13 protein-coding genes are annotated in these 17,527 nt (G+C 46.9%); 3 read left to right on the forward strand and 10 right to left on the reverse strand.

All coding sequences use genetic code 11. The annotated features are described in order from the left end of the window. Positions 1–27 precede the first annotated feature (27 nt). From HWI92_RS22040 to aspS, 10 genes are all read right to left on the reverse strand, one after another. Positions 28–885: a class I SAM-dependent methyltransferase gene (locus tag HWI92_RS22040; RefSeq protein WP_204659323.1), complete on the reverse strand. Its 858-nt coding sequence runs from the start codon at positions 883–885 to the stop codon at positions 28–30. Then, positions 882–1,490 (reverse strand): acyltransferase, encoded by a 609-nt coding sequence (locus HWI92_RS25510; protein ID WP_204659325.1) that lies wholly within the window; start codon positions 1,488–1,490, stop codon positions 882–884. Before HWI92_RS25510 ends, HWI92_RS22040 begins: the two co-directional genes overlap by 4 nt. A gap of 2 nt (positions 1,491–1,492) precedes the next feature. After that, entirely contained in the window at positions 1,493–2,455 is a 963-nt protein-coding gene (locus HWI92_RS22050; RefSeq protein ID WP_204659327.1) for a hypothetical protein, read from the reverse strand. Between the two features lie 188 nt (positions 2,456–2,643). Next, positions 2,644–3,951 (reverse strand): flippase, encoded by a 1,308-nt coding sequence (locus HWI92_RS22055; protein WP_204659329.1) that lies wholly within the window; start codon positions 3,949–3,951, stop codon positions 2,644–2,646. Between the two features lie 98 nt (positions 3,952–4,049). Continuing rightward, positions 4,050–4,760: a nucleotide-diphospho-sugar transferase gene (locus HWI92_RS22060; protein WP_229248471.1), complete on the reverse strand. Its 711-nt coding sequence runs from the start codon at positions 4,758–4,760 to the stop codon at positions 4,050–4,052. 260 nt (positions 4,761–5,020) lie between these two features. Further along, the gene (locus HWI92_RS22065; RefSeq protein WP_204659333.1) at positions 5,021–5,680 is read right to left on the reverse strand and encodes an FkbM family methyltransferase; all 660 of its coding nucleotides are present in this window, start codon (positions 5,678–5,680) and stop codon (positions 5,021–5,023) included. 23 nt (positions 5,681–5,703) lie between these two features. Then, positions 5,704–6,963 (reverse strand): flippase, encoded by a 1,260-nt coding sequence (locus tag HWI92_RS22070; RefSeq protein WP_229248473.1) that lies wholly within the window; start codon positions 6,961–6,963, stop codon positions 5,704–5,706. A 107-nt stretch (positions 6,964–7,070) separates the two neighbouring features. After that, positions 7,071–8,159, reverse strand: a complete 1,089-nt coding sequence (locus HWI92_RS22075) for a hypothetical protein (protein WP_204659337.1) — start codon at positions 8,157–8,159, stop codon at positions 7,071–7,073. A gap of 5 nt (positions 8,160–8,164) precedes the next feature. Beyond that, entirely contained in the window at positions 8,165–10,624 is a 2,460-nt protein-coding gene (locus HWI92_RS22080) for an SLBB domain-containing protein (protein ID WP_204659339.1), read from the reverse strand. A gap of 121 nt (positions 10,625–10,745) precedes the next feature. Next, positions 10,746–12,509: an aspartate--tRNA ligase gene (gene aspS, locus HWI92_RS22085; RefSeq protein WP_204659341.1), complete on the reverse strand. Its 1,764-nt coding sequence runs from the start codon at positions 12,507–12,509 to the stop codon at positions 10,746–10,748. 92 nt (positions 12,510–12,601) lie between these two features. Between aspS and HWI92_RS22090 the strand changes: the two genes are divergently transcribed. The 3 genes from HWI92_RS22090 to HWI92_RS22100 are packed head-to-tail and all read left to right on the forward strand — an operon-like array spanning position 12,602 to position 17,518. After that, on the forward strand, positions 12,602–13,513 hold the full coding sequence (locus HWI92_RS22090) for a YjiK family protein (RefSeq protein ID WP_204659343.1): 912 nt from the start codon (positions 12,602–12,604) through the stop codon (positions 13,511–13,513). A 6-nt stretch (positions 13,514–13,519) separates the two neighbouring features. After that, a complete protein-coding gene (locus HWI92_RS22095) occupies positions 13,520–15,400 on the forward strand; it encodes a CocE/NonD family hydrolase (RefSeq protein WP_204659345.1) in 1,881 nt (626 codons plus the stop codon). Positions 15,401–15,427: 27 nt separating this feature from the next. Then, positions 15,428–17,518 carry a prolyl oligopeptidase family serine peptidase gene (locus tag HWI92_RS22100; protein ID WP_204659347.1) on the forward strand — a complete coding sequence of 697 codons (2,091 nt, stop codon included), beginning with the start codon at positions 15,428–15,430 and terminating at the stop codon, positions 17,516–17,518. Positions 17,519–17,527: the final 9 nt, after the last annotated feature.

A 17,527-nucleotide genomic window follows, 5' to 3' on the forward strand; every position in this document is an offset into this window, starting at 1 on the left:
TTGCTTAAACTTACCAGGATGAGCGTCTTAAATTTTCCGGGATATGTAGCTATACATGCGCCCCGGAATATTCTTTTCATCGAAGATTGAGTCACCTATTTTCAGTCCGTACAGGAACGCAGCGCCTGGTATATCGGCCAGAAAACCGATTTTCTTGCGCAGTGTTGATTTATAAAACTGCTGGCGGTTTTCCTGAAAGCCAAGTACACTTTCCGTTGTAATAGGGAAATAATTAACAGGCGAATCGTAAAACCGGAGCTCTTTTTCCAGCTGAAGGCCTGCTTCCTTCATTGCATTTTTGTACTCATCGGTGGTAAATGCATTTTCACCCCCGTAGAACTTGTGCAATGGATGCATTTCTAAAAACCACTTTTTGTCACTTTCATTATAGATCACATGATCCCTGACAGTGAGCAGAATACCCCCGGGCTTCAATACCCGGGCACATTCGGAGACAAACTTTTTTAATTCGTAGGCATGATGCATCGCCTGCCGTACATACACCACATCAAAACTGCCTGACTGGAAGCCTATTTCTTCCGCATAGTTCTCATGAATCTGCATATTGTCCAGCTGATAGGCATTCTGCAGTATCCGGATCGCATTGGCTCCGACGGTATCACTTGGGTCAGGTTCCACGACGGTTACCGTATATCCTTTGAGCGCAAGATTAATCGAGCTGATCCCATTCCCCGCTCCAATGTCGAGTATCGTTTTTGCATTTGGTGCATAAGTGCTCAGCAGCTTTAACGTTTCGCTAAACTCCTCACTCTCGCCAAAACGCGTTACATTCAGTTGAAGGTCTGCATCAAAGTAGGCCAGTCTCACAAGGTCGGCATACTTGGGTTGCTGCCTGATTGATAGTATGGTATCGTGCCAGTTCATGTTGTATATTTAATTATCCGCGCAGGATTTCCGCCGGCAACTGCAAAGTCCGGAATGTCTTTGGTAACTACACTTCCGGCTGCTATTACTGCTCCCTGGCCGATGGTAACTCCTTTTAATATAATTGCATTGAATCCGATCCAGGCTTTGTCTCTAATGATGACCGGCTTTGACGCTACATTTTTCCAGTCTTTATAAAAGCCTGTCTTATTTTCGTCTAAACCTTTTTTCCAATCAAGAACATCGTTTTGCCGATCGGCTGAAACCAGGGAATGCGAGTTGTTGTCAACAATCGTACATCCCCAGGATATCATAACGTCATCTCCGATTTCAATGGCATCAACGCAGATGAAGGTTGAGCCTCCAATAAATACCCGGTTACCGATCCTGATGGTACCACTTCCGCGTTCAAAAACGTAAGAACCATTCAAAATGCTGTCTGTTCCTACTTCCAGACGAACTTCTTTCCTGCTTTGGTCACGTATTTGTATGGATGCACCCTTGATGTCTGATCGGTCACCCACCCTTACAAATGCCTTTAACGCAGCAGCTGACGGGTCGTAAAACTGTCGTAAGGCTTTTTTGAACAAAGATTTGAGTGCCAATGTCAGGAGGTTTTAGTAGTAAGTTTTTCCAGGATCTGCTTCATCTTTCTGATCAGCTTATACATTGGGGATGCGTGCCTTTGTGAAGTGCTCTTTACATGTGTCAGCATGGCTTCAAGTGCCTGCATCTTTCCCTGGTCAACAGCAACGTCGGCGGGAAAGGCAGTAACTTCGTAATCCGGATTAAAATTATTATCAAAAAAAGGATTAGCTCCTTTCGTATGCGATGCTTCCGGTCCGAATCCTATGTTCTTGACGAGACTTTTGTCCGGAAATAACGTAATCCCCTGATTTACAAAAACAGACCACCACCATCTGATCGCCCAGGAGTTGATATTTGTTTTTTCCATCTGATCAATCAGCATATCGGAATAGGGATAGGTGCCGTTGATATCGAACTTAGAAGCAAGCCCCCGGTCTGATTTCAGTTGTTCATATCCTGATGCTGTCTTATCAAACTTTTCCCAGGCCCGCTTCCAGGTTGCCCATCCCCATGAAGTAGTAAGATCCATAAAAAGTGACTGGCCCTCCTCCTGATCATCAATAGGAAACTGGTATCCGGATATCTGCATTACTTTCTCTTCAAATTGATATTTGTCGAGGGCATCATTGGCATACCTTAGAAAGCCCCTGCTGGTGACGAGATCATCTTCCAGAACAATAACCTTCCCGTGCCTGCCGACCTGTTCCGTAACACCGTCGATAATAGATGTTGCCAGTCCCTTATTGGTTTTGCTTTCAATGATGTTTACTTCCGCGCACCATTTTTCCTTCCGGATCACACGCCGTACCTCTTCTATGCCTTTTTTTTCCGCATCATCCTGCACGTTTCCAGGGCCATCGGCATAAATGTATAGCACCGACTCGCTTGCAAGCATGTTCCTGGATAAAGCCTCAAGGGTTTGCAGCGTCTGTTGAGGACGCCGGTAAACAAAAACAAGTACCGGAGCATAATCATGATCCATTGTATAATAAAAGCGGCTTGCTTCCTGTCAGACCCAGGAGCCACCAGTTTGGTTAGTTAACGTTGAAGTAAATATATGTAGTTGGGAGAGAACAACAGAGTTGTCGGGAATGCCGGCCTGAATGTTGCCTCCGGAAACTGAGCACTTAAAGCATTTTGTTTTAGCATGATTATCCCCATTGCAGTTTCTTAACTGAATCTGAAAATCATCAGCACGCTCTTCATCTGCATTCCAAACAGTTTTCTTGTTTTAGGAAAAAGAGACATGCTGAATACCGATGCCACCAGCTGCGAAATGGTGGCCGCGATCGCTGCTCCGTATGCTCCGTATGCAGGTATCATAATGAAATTAAGGGACAGATTTGTAACCAGGCCGATCAATGTCCGGTACAGGCTAAACTTCTGCAGATTTTCGATAACCAAGTACTGAGTTGTAGATACGCCTAGAAATATGGGTACCAGTGACCAGATATGGATAATCAGAATTGGGCTCGCCAGCATATATTCTTCCCCGTAAAGCTGTCTGATAATCACATCGGAAAATAGTGAAATCAGTAGGGCAGTTAGGATGGAAATCCTGGCCATCCAGTTAAGGAAGTTCTGCATTTTTGTGATAAACTCATCCCAGCTTCTGCTTCTGGCTGCCATTAACGAAGGCAGGTAGCTCCCTGCTACGGCCATGGGTAAAAAGGTGAAAATATCAGAGATCTTGATTGCAGAGCTAAACAGGCCGAGCTCCTCTTCCCCAACCATAGAACCCACCATAATCTGGTCGATACGGATGTAAATCACAATGGCAAGACTGGCAATGGTAAAAGGCCAGCCCTTGGACAGAAGCCGCTTGACTAAGTTGAAACTGAACTTCCAGGCAAAAATGTTATTCTCCTTCTGATAAAACAAGGTCAGAAGAAAGTAGGAGAGAACCGCCTCAATACCCATGGCAGCGGCAAACCAGATCAGTGATTTGCCGGCAATCAGAAAATATACCCTCACAAATGCACCAAGAACGTAGGCGACGTTTTTGGATATCACCGTTAACTTGGATTGCAGCTTGGATTGAAAATCAAGATCGATCAGGTCGAAAGGTGTGATCAGGACGTTCAGGGACAAAAATGCCAGTAGCCAGTAATAGTGTGTGTCGAGCCCGCTGTAATAGAAGTATAAAGCAACTGCAATGATCAGTATGGGGCTGATTAGTAATCGGGTAGTGAAGCTGGTACCTAGTATTGCGTTTTTGTCTTCCGGATGTTGAAGGAATTCTTTTACCAGAAAGCCATCCAGACCCAGCTTTGCGATGGCAATCATAATGGTCACAAATGCATTGACAAAGTTCAGTTCTCCCCATTGAGTCGGCCCCAGATACCTTGCTACCCAGATACCTACAACAAGGCCAACTACCAGCTTGAAAACCTTGTCGAATGAAAGCCAGAATATGTTAAGAAAAACCGGATTACGAATTTTAGTTTTAACCGTACTTAGAATACTGCCTTGTCGCATGAATTGCTGTTTATGTAGGTACGTGGAACTCAGCAGGAGCCAAATTCTCACGAAAACATTGTCAATATCATGTAAAAATAGGAAAAGTCGGCTATCCATCAGAGTAAGGCAAGACCTAATAACCTTTTCAGCTTGTTACTGACCCGTTCAGCAATGGTTGGTAATTCCTTCTTGTAGACGTAATAATCAGCCTCCACAATCGGAACAAAGAAGTCAGGATGCACAAGCTGGCCTATTTCTTCCAGAGGTAAGTTTGCAAACTTGCTCGTACTGTCCTTGGTATGCGTTCCCAGATGACCAAATCCAATGTTACTCACCATGTTGAAATTGGGATTGATGCATAATCCGTTGTTCCAGAAGTTAAGAAAGGCATATTGCACGTCCCAGGTGTTCAGCTGCATGGTATGAACCTGGTGCAGTGACTCTATAAGCCTGTTTGTGACCGCCTTGTTTTCATACACATATTTGAAAAGGTCATCTTTCAGGAAGTTTTCCAGAAGCATGAGGTTCTCATCGTAGTTCTGCCAGGCACGTCTCCATGATGCCCAACCCCAGATATTGGTAATTTTTGAAAAGTAGTAGCTGGCCCGGCCGAACTTCTTTTCATGACCAAGGCATGCACCGCTGATATGTACGATCCGCGTATCAAAGCGGTATTTTTCCAAAAGCAGGTCGCAGAACCTGAAAAAGCTTTCATTGGGCAGACAATCGTCTTCCAGAATGATACCTTCCGGTTCATTGGAAAAAAACCACTTGATCGCTCCGCTGACAGCAGCCTTGCATCCAAGATTGTGTTGCTGGTACAGCATATAAACTTTACAATCCCAGTCAACATTTATCAGCTCCCGGGTTTGCTGGCATAAATAAACATCTTCTTCCCTATCAGGTCGCGGACCATCAGCTGCTATATAAAGCCTTTGTGGCCGTACGGCCCTGATTTTGTCAAAAACAAGAGCAGTTACGTCAGGCCGGTTAAATACAATGAAAAGAACAGGGGAGAGGGTTTTGTACATACATCTTGTACATATATAGTGTGTAAAAAAAGGTAGGCGTGTGAGGGCTGGCAGGGTTACCTCGGGTCTTTGAAAATCAGGCTTGTCAGCGTTTTTCCAACCATGACATAGTCCTTTGACCGCAGGAAGTTATAAATCCCCGAATCGCTCAGTTTTTCAACATCCAGGTTCACATCTTCGGCAACAACCATCTTCGGACGGAATTTAAGCCAGTTGTTGCTGGATAATACTTCAAGGTCAAGCCCTTCCACATCAACTGTCAGGAAGTCAATGGGAGTTTCTGCACGGAGGTGTGTTTCAAGAATGCCATCGAGCCGCTGCACCGGGATGTCTGTTGATCCGGTAATTTTATAGCTCGTTTGCTTGTCCCTCCCAAAAGAAAGTTCTTTTGAAAAACCGTTCAGGGCGGGCTCATCAAACATGTAGTAAGTCATACTGCCATTCTGTTGCGCAATCCCTGTCTCCAGATTGATATCTCTGGGCCGGAAAAAGTCAAAGAGTTCCTTGGTACCAGGCTTCGCATCAATGTTGATGCCGCTCCATCCCATTTTATAAAATAAATAAGTGTTGGAAAACCTGAATGGATGATGCGCGCCTACATCAATGTAAAATCCGCCTCGTTTGTAGTTAAAAAACGAGACAAGCAGCATATCTTCTCCATGTTGGGCATAGGAAGTTTTTCTTGAAAGAAGATAACGGAAATGGTTGATGTGCATAGCTTTTTAGATGTTTGATCGGATTATTTTGTCACTTTAAAAAGCATTGAAAAACTGTCGAGCTGATATCGGAAAACCAGCCTGGTCGCATTGAAAAATGCATTACTTAAAATCGCAGAAACGGAGTAGGAGATTACTGTTGCGATTGCAGCTCCCTTGGCGCCGTACCAAGGAATCAGCAACAGATTGAGCACGATATTCATGATCAATCCTGAGAGTGTTTTGAATAAGCTATACTTCTGCAGATTCTCGATAATCAGGTACTGCGAAGCGGCAACTCCCAGGTACACAGGGATAATGGACCAGATATAGATGATAAGTACATCGGATGCACCATTGAACTCGGGACCAAACAGCAAATGGATAATCTGATCAGCAAACAGGCTTACTACGATGGCAGAGCCAAGTGAGATTCGTGTCATCCAGTTCATCAGCGTTTGTATGCCAGAGAGAAATTTGGCATTGTTTGCCTCCTTTTGATGGTTTATCAGGGTGGGCATATAACTGCTGCACACCGCAACCGGGATGAATAAGAATAATTCGCTCAGCCTCACCACCGAACTGAACAAGCCAAGCTCGCGCGTGCCAGACAGTTGTTCAATCATCAGCTGATCGACACGCATATAAAGGATAATAGCGACATTGGAGATTACAAACGGCCAGCAGGTACGTACGAAGTCGTTTACGATGGCAGAACTGAATTTCCAATCACGCAGGTTGTACCGTTTTTGATAAATGAAAACCAGAAAAGCATACGAAAGCAGCGTTTCCAGCCCCATGATAGCAGCAAACCAGAATAGGGGTTTATGGCTTGTGATCAGGTAAATTTTGCCAGCCGCACCTATGATGTAGGCCGTGTTTTTGGAGATGACGGTCAACCTGGATTGTAGTCTGGCCTGAAATTCAATGTCGATCAGGTCAAAGGGTGCAATCAGGAAGTTACACGAGAGTAATACAAATAATAGGAAATCATCAAAAACAGCCCCGGATGCAAACAGAAAAAGCGAAGCGGCTCCAAAGGCAATAGGCAAGATCGCGATGCGGGAAACGAATGCTGTGCCCAGCAGCTCATTGCGGGCCTGGGGGTTTTGAACAATGGACTTGACTAAAAATCCATCCATTCCCAAATTACATAGCGGAATAAGAATGCCAATTATCGCGAGGATGTAATTCAGCTTTCCCCATTGCGCGGGACCAAGGTACCTGGCAACCCATATTCCGACCAGTAATCCGATAATAATTCTGAGGGCTTTGTCAAAAGCCAGCCAAAATACATTTTGCACCAGGGGGCTTCTAATGTCGGATTTCAGCCTGGTTAACTGTGCAGAAAATAACATGTGTGTATATCATAGTGTGGTAATTTTCAGTGTAATCCGTTGAGTAGGGGCTCTCAGTCTTGCTGCCTGTAAGTGCCCGTGAGGTGGTCAATAATCCTTTCTTTCTTAATCAAAACATAAATCAGGGTAATGAATACGCTCACGATTGCAGTGATGGCGCCATATCTGAACCTTTTCGGGCTGCTCTTTGCGAGAGGAACTTTTGCTGGTTCCAACACTTTAAATACCGGCTTTTCATCCTTCACACTGATTTTTGCCTGCTCAAACTTTTGAACTAACGAGCTGTACAACGATTCTGAAAGTACATATTCTGCTTGTAACCTTTGTTCTTCGATGCGCGCCACATTGGAAAACGTGTTTCTATTCCGGTCACGATAGCTTTGCAACGCCAGCTCTGCATTACCTAACCTCTTTTTTGCTTCCCTGACGCGTTCATTAAGCATCTTGACATTCTGCGTCTCCTTGGTCGTCCGGTAATCTTCAACATATTGCATCAGATAGCGTTTGGCAATCTCAACGATGATAGCAGATACAAATGGATCTTCCGTTTCAGCACTAATCTGTATGATACCCGTTTTTTGATCAACAGTGGAGTTGAAAAGAGAAATTGCTCTGGCGATATTACTTTGTTCCTCCGGCGAATAAGAAAGCACATCGGTGTACGATAATCTGTTAAAAGCTTTCGGTGCTTCCTTCTTTGAACCTGAAAATATCCTGCTCAAAAAGCCGGGAGATTTTTCTTTAGCATTTCTGTTCAAAAAAGCTTCCAGACTCGGATAACTATGATTCTGCTGATCCTTAACCGGCTGCTTCAGCACAAATGCGCCAAACGGAGAACTTTGAAGAATAGTAGGATATAACTCCGGCAGCAGCTTTTCTGCACCATCTGAATTCAATCCCGCTGCGAGAAATGCAAAAGAACTTCTCCTGCTCGTACCATACTCAGGGAGTACGACAATACGGGATTCAAACATTTTTGTTACGAAAAAACTCAGCCCGAATCCTAGTATACCTGAAACTACAGCAATAATAAAGAATAGCCTGATATATCGCCGGACAAACAGGATGATATCTGCAAATCCCACTTCAAGCACATTACTCCCACTTTTAGCCCTCGCGTCTTCTGTCGGCAACGTTGTCATAGTTATTAGTTGTTGCGGCTTAAAGTGATGACTGCCAGTGTAATGGTACTGGCAAGAGAGGCTATGAATGAAAACAAGGCTACGCGCTCGCCGGGCGTTCTTTCCCGCTGAGGCTCCTGGATTTTGATAGGAATTGTCACTACCGATCCGGGCTCTACCTTCGGGTATTTATGGAAAAACAGGAAATTTTTGGTTCTGTGTGTCCGGCCGTTCGGATAGGAAACATAAACCCGTTTTTTCCATCCGTACTCATTGAAACCACCCGCCTGGGAAATATAATCGTTGAAACTGAACTGACCGTCAAAGTTCATCACCGACGGATTATGAACACCTCCCTGTATTCTGACCGTCTCTGAACGCATAGGGATAATCAGTGTGTCTCCGTTCAGCAGCAAAAGGTTTGATGCCAGTGACGGTTTGTTCAGTACAGCCTCAATATCTACCGCAATCAGCTCCCGCGACCGGTAAAAACGAGCGCCTGCCAGGTATGCCTCCTTTTTGATTCCTCCTGCTTTGGGAAAAAGGTCCGAAATGCGTTCAAAATTGTTAATGATTGTGTAGTTACCCGGGTAGGTTACTTCACCCAATATCGTAACAGTCTTTTGCTCCTCGTATCGTGGTGACTTACGTACAATGACAATGTCATGCGGCAGCAGCTTGAACTTCTGATCTTCGGGACTGAGTACCAGGTTTTCGGCCACGTTTATCGTAAAAATCCTGACATTTTGCGCAGTAGGCAGGTCCAGTGTGTCGTTTTTAACACGTCGCGAGACTTCAATCCGGTAGGGAATACCGCCGTCTGTATAGCCTCCTGACTGGAATATCAGGTCTGCAATGGTAATATCTTTATAATAATAATAGTTACCGGGGTTCATGACCGACCCTGAAACAGAGAGGTATGCAAACTCTTTCAGATCGTCTACCGACTTGATCGTCAGAACATCTCCGGGTAATAGTGGAATGTCAGCAATTTCTCCTTTCACCAGCTTGCCCAGATCAATGGATACAATGCTGGTTTGAACATCGGTAGCAGGTCTTTCAAGAATGGCGCGGTTTAAAAATGCCCTTGGACTTAGTCCCTGCGCCATTTGAATCAGTTTCAGAACTGTATTGCAGCGTTCTTCCAGCGGGTATGCACCCGGAATAACAACAGCACCTTGCACTTCCACCTGATTTGCTACCACGTCGAGAATCTTCCTTACATTAATTACGTCCCCGTTTCTTGGCGTAAAGCTTGCTATCTGAGCAGAGTCCAGGGTTCCGATCACATAGTTAGCGCCTGTGTTGCGCTGGTACGTAATGTTTTTGGTAAATGCTTCAGGTGTAAATCCGCCGGCGTAACGAATGAGGCTCATCACCGATTCACCGGTTTTTGCCTCAAAAATTCCCGGACGCTTCACCTCCCCGGTCAACTCCACGCGGCTGTCAAACGGTCTGATCAGAATGATATCCTGATCCTGCAGTGCAATGTTGTCACGCAGGTCAGCATCTACCAGGAACCGGTATAAATCTATTTTACGGATCACCCCGTTATTACGAATCACTTCAATGTTGCGGTAGGAACCATTGATGCCCGGACCGCCCGAAATAGAAAGTACATTAAAGGCCGTGGCCAGCGACGAAACCGTGTAAGAGCCGGGCTGCAATGCTTCACCCGTCACCATTACCCGAATGCTCCTGACTCCGCCCAGCGTAATCGAAGAGTAAGTGCCTGACCCTGGCCTGTTCAATGAGGAGTATGCCTGACGTAACCTGTTTACAATCCTTTCGCTGGCCTGCTCAATAGTAAGTCCATTCACGTAAACCGGCGCAAGGTTCAGCATTTTGACAGTACCTTCCGGGCTGATCTTCATCCTGAAATTGTCTACCGAGTTCCCGTAGATATCAACAATGATTTCGTCATCAGGCCCCAGAATGTAATTCCTCGGAGTTGCAATCCGCAGGTTGGGTTCAAAAGTGTTTGAAGCCCTTGCAAAAAATGATGATCCGAAGGTTTTATCCGGCGTCCGGTTTGTCTCCGTTTTAATGGAATCTTTCTGATTTATATCAGCTTCCAGCTCCTGCTGGTTACCTTGCTGGCGGCTTTCATCCTGCTCGCCGCGGTTGGTCGTGGTCGCAGGCTGGGTTTGCTGGCTAGGTTGCTGCAAACGCTTTCGCATGGCCGAAATCTGATCAAGCGTATAGCCGCGCTGCAAGGCAGCCCGCTCAATGTCCATATCCGTCATACCTGCCGATTTCGCGCGATTGTAAAACTCTACTGCCTGCTGATTGGATACCTGGTTAGGGTCAGTCGGCGTGGTTGTATTGTTGTTCTGAGGATTTGTCTGCGGCTGAGTAGTGGTTGTCTGCGGCTGGGTAGGTTGCTGAGTACTGGTATTTTGGCCAAATGCAGCAAAGCTGAGCGTAAAAAGCAGAATAAGAATAAAGCCCTTGCAACGTGGTCCAAAAAAAGGTCTGTAATGCATGTAGTGGTTAGTTACATAGGACAATAACCGTTTCCGGACATCGTCGGGTTATATGTTAAGGTTTTTAAAAACTGCGGAACCGACTCCATGTTGAAAGTCCGGTTCCGCGATATTCCCGTGATTATGCCTGGTCAACCCGGATAGAAAGCTCTTTCAGCTGACCGTCCGAGATATGCGAAGGCGAGTCGATCATGACGTCACGTCCCGAGTTGTTTTTCGGGAAAGCAATGAAGTCCCGGATCGAGTCTGCCCCGCCGAATATAGAACAAAGTCTGTCAAATCCAAAGGCAATGCCGGCATGCGGAGGAGCCCCGAATTCAAATGCATTCATCAGAAACCCAAACTGTTCCTGCGCTTCTTCCGCTGAAAATCCGAGGATTTCGAACATTTTTTGCTGCAGTTCTTTTGCAAAAATCCGCACGGACCCTCCGCCTACTTCCACTCCGTTGATTACCATATCATAAGCATTTGCGCGAACCTGGCCCAGGTTAGTGTCCAGCAGGTCAATATCCTCTGGCTTTGGACTTGTAAACGGGTGGTGCATCGCAAACCAGCGGTTTTCAGCCTCGCCAAATTCAAGCAGCGGGAAGTCAAGCACCCAGAGTACCTTATAATCGTCCGGATTACGAAGGCCCAACCGTGATCCCATTTCCAGCCGGAGCTCATTGAGCTGCTTGCGTGCTTTGTCGGCATTGTCCGCCACGAGCAGGATCAGGTCGCCAGGCTTTGCATCGAATGCAACAATCCACTTTTTTAAGTCTTCTTCCGAATAGAATTTGTCAACGGATGATTTCACTGATCCATCGGTATTGTAGCGTACATATACCAACCCTTTGGAACCAATCTGCGGGCGCTTCATCCATTCAGTCAGCTCGTCCACCTGCTTGCGGGTGTACTCGGCACAACCCGGTGCCGCAATGCCCACAACCATGCCTGCATTATCAAACACACCAAAACCCTTGCCCGATGTGAGATCCTGCTCCTGGCCTTTCAATTCCACAAACTGCATCGCAAAACGGGTATCAGGCTTGTCGGAACCATACAGGCGCATGGCATCCGCATAGGTCATGCGGGGCACTTCATCCAGGGTAATGCCTTTTACTTCTTTAAAAAGACTGCGGATCAGCCCTTCAAACGTGTTCAGAATGTCTTCCTGCGTCACAAATGACATTTCACAGTCGATCTGCGTAAATTCCGGCTGGCGGTCGGCACGGAGATCTTCATCCCTGAAACACTTCACGATCTGATAATAACGGTCAAATCCGCCCACCATCAGCAACTGCTTGAAAGTCTGCGGCGACTGCGGCAATGCATAAAACTCGCCCGGGTTCATGCGGCTGGGTACCACAAAGTCCCGTGCACCTTCCGGAGTTGATTTGATCAGTACTGGCGTTTCTACCTCGATAAAATCCAGATTGTCAAGGTAAGCACGCGTGTGACGTGCAACCTGGTGGCGCAACTGAAGGTTTTTACGCACCGCATTTCTGCGAAGGTCAAGGTACCTGTATTTCATGCGGATATCGTCCCCTCCATCCGTTTCGTCCTCGATCAGGAAAGGAGGCAGCTTGGCTGCATTCAGGATTTGCAACTTCGTGACACGTATCTCTATATCGCCGGTAGCGATTTTATCATTCTTGGATAGCCGCTCAATGACGGCGCCTTTGGCAGAAATCACAAATTCACGCCCCAGCGAACGTGCTATGTCGAGTACTTCCGCGGGAGTTTTTCCCTCTTCAAAAAGAAGCTGGGTAAGCCCGTAGCGATCCCGCAAATCCAGCCATATCATACCGCCTTTGTCCCGCACACGCTGGACCCAGCCACACAATACAACCTCTTGATTTACATCTTTTAAGCTTAACTCCCCACAGGTATGTGTACGTAACATATAACTTTTTTAATGCTGATATTGTGAAAACGCCTGATAATAAATGGCGCAAAACTACGTATTTTTAGCAAATCTAACATGCTGAGTTTTTCATGAGCCTATACAAAAAGCAGGGCAGTCAGATTGGTCTATTCTTCTATTTGCTGGTTTTCTGCCTGACCTGCGCCTGTGGTCCCGATCCTGACCCTGCGGTTGAAACACCCGCCGATTTTGAAACCAAAGCCCGGAAGTATCCCATCCAGCCCGGCATCGTAGACGAGGCGTCTGGTCTGGCGGCGAGTAAAAGTATGCCCGGTTTTTTGTGGACACACCAGGATTCGGGCGCGCCTCCTGCCTTGTACCTGATCAGTCCGGACGGAAAAAGGATTAAAACGTTTAACATTCCGGGTGCGCAAAACCACGACTGGGAAGATGTAGCCATGGGGCCGGGTCCGGTTCAGGGGGTAAATTACCTTTATATAGGAGACACCGGCAACAATAACAGTCCTGTCACGCCCACCAACACCATCTACCGCGTACCCGAAATCGTCGATTCTACGGCTGCATTTGGTATTGCTGACAAAATCACATTTAGCTATCCCGATGGTCTGCGCGACGCGGAGGCTGTAATGGTAGACCCTGCTACCAGGGATATCCTGATTATTTCAAAAGAAAGTAATACTACCGGTCTGTACCGGCTTGCCTATCCGCAATCTACCAACGGTACAATCGTCGCCGAAAAGATGGGCAATGTTCCCGATGTGGCCATTGCCACGTCCGCAGACATTTCTCCCGATGGTTCAGAAATCCTGGTACGCACTTACATTGCGGTATATTACTGGAAGAAAAAGGCGGATGAAAGTATTGCACAAACCTTGCTGAAACCTTCTGTACGCCAGTTTCTGGTGGAGCTGGAACCGCAGGGGGAGAGTGTTTGCTTCGACCAGTCAGCCGCGGGTTTTTATACGCTGAGCGAAAAAGGAAAGTCCGCCGGTGTTTCATTGAATTACTACAAAAGAAAATAGTCTCTTATGCTCAAACATTTCCTCCTGCCTGTATTGCTGCTGATTTCATTGTTTTCGGCAGCCCAGTCCGACGAACCATTTATCCGCGAAAATTATACAAAAGCCGAATATGATATCCCGGTGCGTGACGGCATTAAGCTGCATACCATTGTATATAAGCCCAAAGATGCGTCGTCTGAAAAAAAGTATCCTTTTCTGATGCAGCGTACGTGTTACAGCGTCGCACCCTATGGTGCCGACAAGTATCCGCCGCGCCTGGGTCCGAGCCCGGCGCTGATGCGCGACAAATTTATTTTTGTGTACCAGGATGTGCGCGGCCGCTATATGAGTGAGGGCGTATGGACCAATATGACGCCTCACATTGATGATAAAAAAGCGAAAACCGACGTGGACGAGGCGTCCGACATGTACGATACCATTGAATGGCTCCTCAAAAACATTCCGGAAAACAATGGCCGCGTGGGTCAGTGGGGCATTTCCTATCCTGGCTTTTATACTACTGCCAGCGCGCTGGCCCAGCATCCTGCCTTAAAGGCTTCTTCACCTCAGGCACCTATTTCGGACTTCTTTTTTGACGATTTCCACCACAATGGTGCGTTTACCCAGGCATATTATACAACGTTCCCTGTTTTCGGGATCAAGCCGCCAAAGCCTACCACCCAGTCGTGGTTTGCGCCTGAAATGATACACCCTGAGCCTGATGGCTATACTTTCAATATGAAAATGGGGCCGCTGAAAAACTATGATAAGTATTACTCCAAAAACTTCTTCTGGCAGGAAACGGTAAACCATCCCAACAAGGACGAGTTCTGGCAGAAACGGGATATACTTCCGCATCTGAAAGGACTGAAACATGCATTCATGACGGTTGGAGGCTGGTTTGATGCCGAAGATCTTTACGGGCCGCTGAATACCTACAAAACCATTGAGAAGAACAACCCTTCCATTTACAATACCCTGGTGGTAGGTCCTTTCGGGCATGGAAGATGGAGCCGGGAGACTGGCCATACAATGCACAATGACATTTACTTCGGCGACAGCATTGCTACTTTTTACCAGAACAATATTGAGGCTACTTTTTTCAGGCATTTTCTCAAAGAAGCAGGAGACGGAAAGACGGGTTTGCCGGAGGCTTATCTGTTTGATACAGGTAAAAAACAATGGAAAACCTACGATAAATGGCCGCTGCCTTCTGCCGAAAAGCGCAAGCTCTATTTTCATGCAAAAGGAAAGCTCGACTTTACCCAGCCCAAAGAAAGCGCCTCAGCCAGCGAGTACGTGAGTGACCCCATGAAGCCCGTGCCTTATACTGACAATTACAAGCAAATGGCGGGTTTTACGCCTTTTGAGTACATGTCCGAAGACCAGCGCTTTGCAGCTGTCAGGCCTGATGTGCTCGTTTTTGAAACGGAGCCTTTGAAAGAGGATATGACGCTCGGAGGCGAAATCACGGCTTTGCTGAAAATCAGCACCACTGGCACCGATGCCGATTTTTTTGTTAAGCTGATTGATGTTTATCCTGACAATGAGCCCAACCACGACTACCTGCCCAATCCGCGTACCGTGCTGGCGGGTTACCAGCAAATGGTGAGGAGCGAGATCATGCGTGCCAGGTTCCGCAAGAGTTTTGAAAAACCGGAGCCGCTTGTAGCCGGGCAAGTTACCGATATCAATTTCAGATTACAGGATGTGCTGCATACCTTCAAAAAAGGCCACAGGATCATGGTGCAGGTGCAAAGTACCGCATTTCCGCTTTTTGACCGTAATCCTCAGAAGTACGTAGAGAACATTTACAAGGCCGAACAAGCCGATTTTATTACTGCAAAACAGACGATTTACCACCAGTCAGGTGCAGCAAGTGCACTTGAAGTGGAAGTAATCAAATAATATTTTATGTATAAAAAACTGATTTTCATGAATGTAATCGCTGCGACGCTGATCGGGGCAGATGGTTCTGCGCAGGAGATTAAATATCCGCAAACCAGGAAAACCGAACAAACTGATGATTATCATGGCGTAAAAGTCGCCGATCCGTACCGCTGGCTGGAAGACGACCGCTCCGAGGAAACCGCAGCCTGGGTGAAGGCAGAAAATGAGGTCACTTTCGGTTATCTGGACAAAATTTCATTCAAGGCGAAAATCTTCAGCGATCTTGAAAAAGCATACAACTATCCCAAGTACTCGGCGCCGCAGAAAAAGGGAGCGTACTTTTATTTTTACAAGAATGACGGCCTACAGAACCAGTCTGTACTGTACCGGCAAAAGGGCCTCGACGGCAAGCCGGAGGTAGTTCTTGACCCTAATAAGCTCTCCGCTGACGGTACTACACGGCTCACGGTTTTCAGTCTTTCCAAAAGCGGAGACCATGCAGTGATGGGCTTTTCAAAGGGCGGGTCCGACTGGCAGGAGTACCAGGTGATGGATATGAAAACCCTCCAGATGCTTTCCGATAAAGTAGAGTGGGTGAAGGTATCGGGTGCAGCCTGGCAGGGTAATGGATTTTATTACAGCAGCTACCCCAAGCCGGAAGGCAGTGCGCTGGCCGCCAAAAATGAAAATCACCAGGTTTTTTATCACCAGATCGGCACACCCCAGTCTGCCGACAAGCTGATCTTTGAAGACCAGGCCAATCCGCAGCGCTTCCATACCGTAGGTACCACGGAAGATGAGCAGTATGCCATACTCAGCGTTAGTGACAGGGGTAAGGGTAAGGACGGCAACGGACTTTGGGTGCTGAAAAAAGGCGAAAGTAAGTTTGTCCCCATCGTAAAGGAAATTACCGATTTCAGCTACGGCGTGATCGAGAACGTGGCCGGCAACTTCCTCATCGAAACCAATGAAAACGCACCAAACAGCAAAATCATGCTGTATAATACTGTAGGTGCGGAATGGAAAACAATAATCCCGGAAAAACCGGAGCCCTTGCAGGGCAGTGGTACTGCGGGTGGTAAACTGTTTGTGACGTATGCCAAGGATGTGACCACCCGGGCTTACGTATATGATTTTGCAGGCAAGCTCGAAAACGAAGTGAAGCTGCCGGGCTTAGGGTCGGCAGGTGGTTTTGGGGGAGAGAAAGAGGATACTTTTGTGTTTTACACATTTACAAGCTTCACCTACCCGCCTACCATTTTCAGGTACGACCTGGCCGAAAAGTCGAGCGTGGTGTTTCGTGCACCTGAAGTTTCTTTCCGGCCCGACAATTATGAGACCAAACAGGTTTTTTATACCAGCAAGGACGGTACCAAAGTGCCTGCATTTATCACTTACAAAAAAGGGCTGAAACTGGATGGGAGCAACCCCACGATCCTGTATGGCTACGGAGGTTTCAACATCAGCCTCACGCCTGCATTTAGTCCGACCCGCATTCCTTTCCTGGATCAGGGTGGTGTGTTTGTGCAGGCCAACCTGCGTGGCGGCAGTGAGTATGGCGAGAAGTGGCATGAGCAGGGTATGAAGCTGAAAAAACAGAATGTGTTTGATGACTTTATTGCCGCTGCCGAGTTCCTGATTAAAGAAAAATACACTTCTTCGGAAAAGCTGGCTGTACAGGGAGGCTCTAATGGAGGATTGCTCGTGGGAGCCGTGATGAACCAGCGTCCCGAATTGTTTAAAGTTGCATTTCCGGCCGTGGGCGTAATGGATATGCTGCGTTTTCACAAGTTTACCATTGGCTGGAACTGGATCGCGGACTATGGCAGCAGCGACAATGCCGAAGAATTCAAGGCGATTTATAAATATTCACCTTTGCACAACATCAAAGAGGGTGGCCGGTACCCGGCAACACTCATCACCACCGCTGACCACGACGACCGCGTAGTACCGGCTCACTCTTTCAAATACGCCGCCGAGTTGCAGGCCAAAGCAGGAGCCAGCTCGACCAACCCGCTGCTCATACGCATTGATACCAACTCCGGTCACGGTGCCAGCAATACGAAAAAGGCACTTGAAACGCAGGCTGATATTTATGCATTTATGTTTGCGAATATGGGATTGACCTGGAAATAATTACCCTAA

The sequence above is a fragment of the Dyadobacter sandarakinus genome, from assembly GCF_016894445.1.
GTDB lineage: Bacteria > Bacteroidota > Bacteroidia > Cytophagales > Spirosomataceae > Dyadobacter > Dyadobacter sandarakinus.

Coding starts and splice junctions, on each gene's coding strand:
- HWI92_RS22040 (WP_204659323.1), bottom strand. CDS start 885: ATGAACTGGCACGATACCATACTATCAATCAGGCAGCAACCCAAGTAT.
- HWI92_RS22050 (WP_204659327.1), bottom strand. CDS start 2,455: ATGGATCATGATTATGCTCCGGTACTTGTTTTTGTTTACCGGCGTCCT.
- HWI92_RS22055 (WP_204659329.1), bottom strand. CDS start 3,951: ATGCGACAAGGCAGTATTCTAAGTACGGTTAAAACTAAAATTCGTAAT.
- HWI92_RS22060 (WP_229248471.1), bottom strand. CDS start 4,760: ATGCTGTACCAGCAACACAATCTTGGATGCAAGGCTGCTGTCAGCGGA.
- HWI92_RS22065 (WP_204659333.1), bottom strand. CDS start 5,680: ATGCACATCAACCATTTCCGTTATCTTCTTTCAAGAAAAACTTCCTAT.
- HWI92_RS22075 (WP_204659337.1), bottom strand. CDS start 8,159: ATGACAACGTTGCCGACAGAAGACGCGAGGGCTAAAAGTGGGAGTAAT.
- HWI92_RS22080 (WP_204659339.1), bottom strand. CDS start 10,624: ATGCATTACAGACCTTTTTTTGGACCACGTTGCAAGGGCTTTATTCTT.
- aspS (WP_204659341.1), bottom strand. CDS start 12,509: ATGTTACGTACACATACCTGTGGGGAGTTAAGCTTAAAAGATGTAAAT.
- HWI92_RS22090 (WP_204659343.1), top strand. CDS start 12,602: ATGAGCCTATACAAAAAGCAGGGCAGTCAGATTGGTCTATTCTTCTAT.
- HWI92_RS22095 (WP_204659345.1), top strand. CDS start 13,520: ATGCTCAAACATTTCCTCCTGCCTGTATTGCTGCTGATTTCATTGTTT.
- HWI92_RS22100 (WP_204659347.1), top strand. CDS start 15,428: ATGAATGTAATCGCTGCGACGCTGATCGGGGCAGATGGTTCTGCGCAG.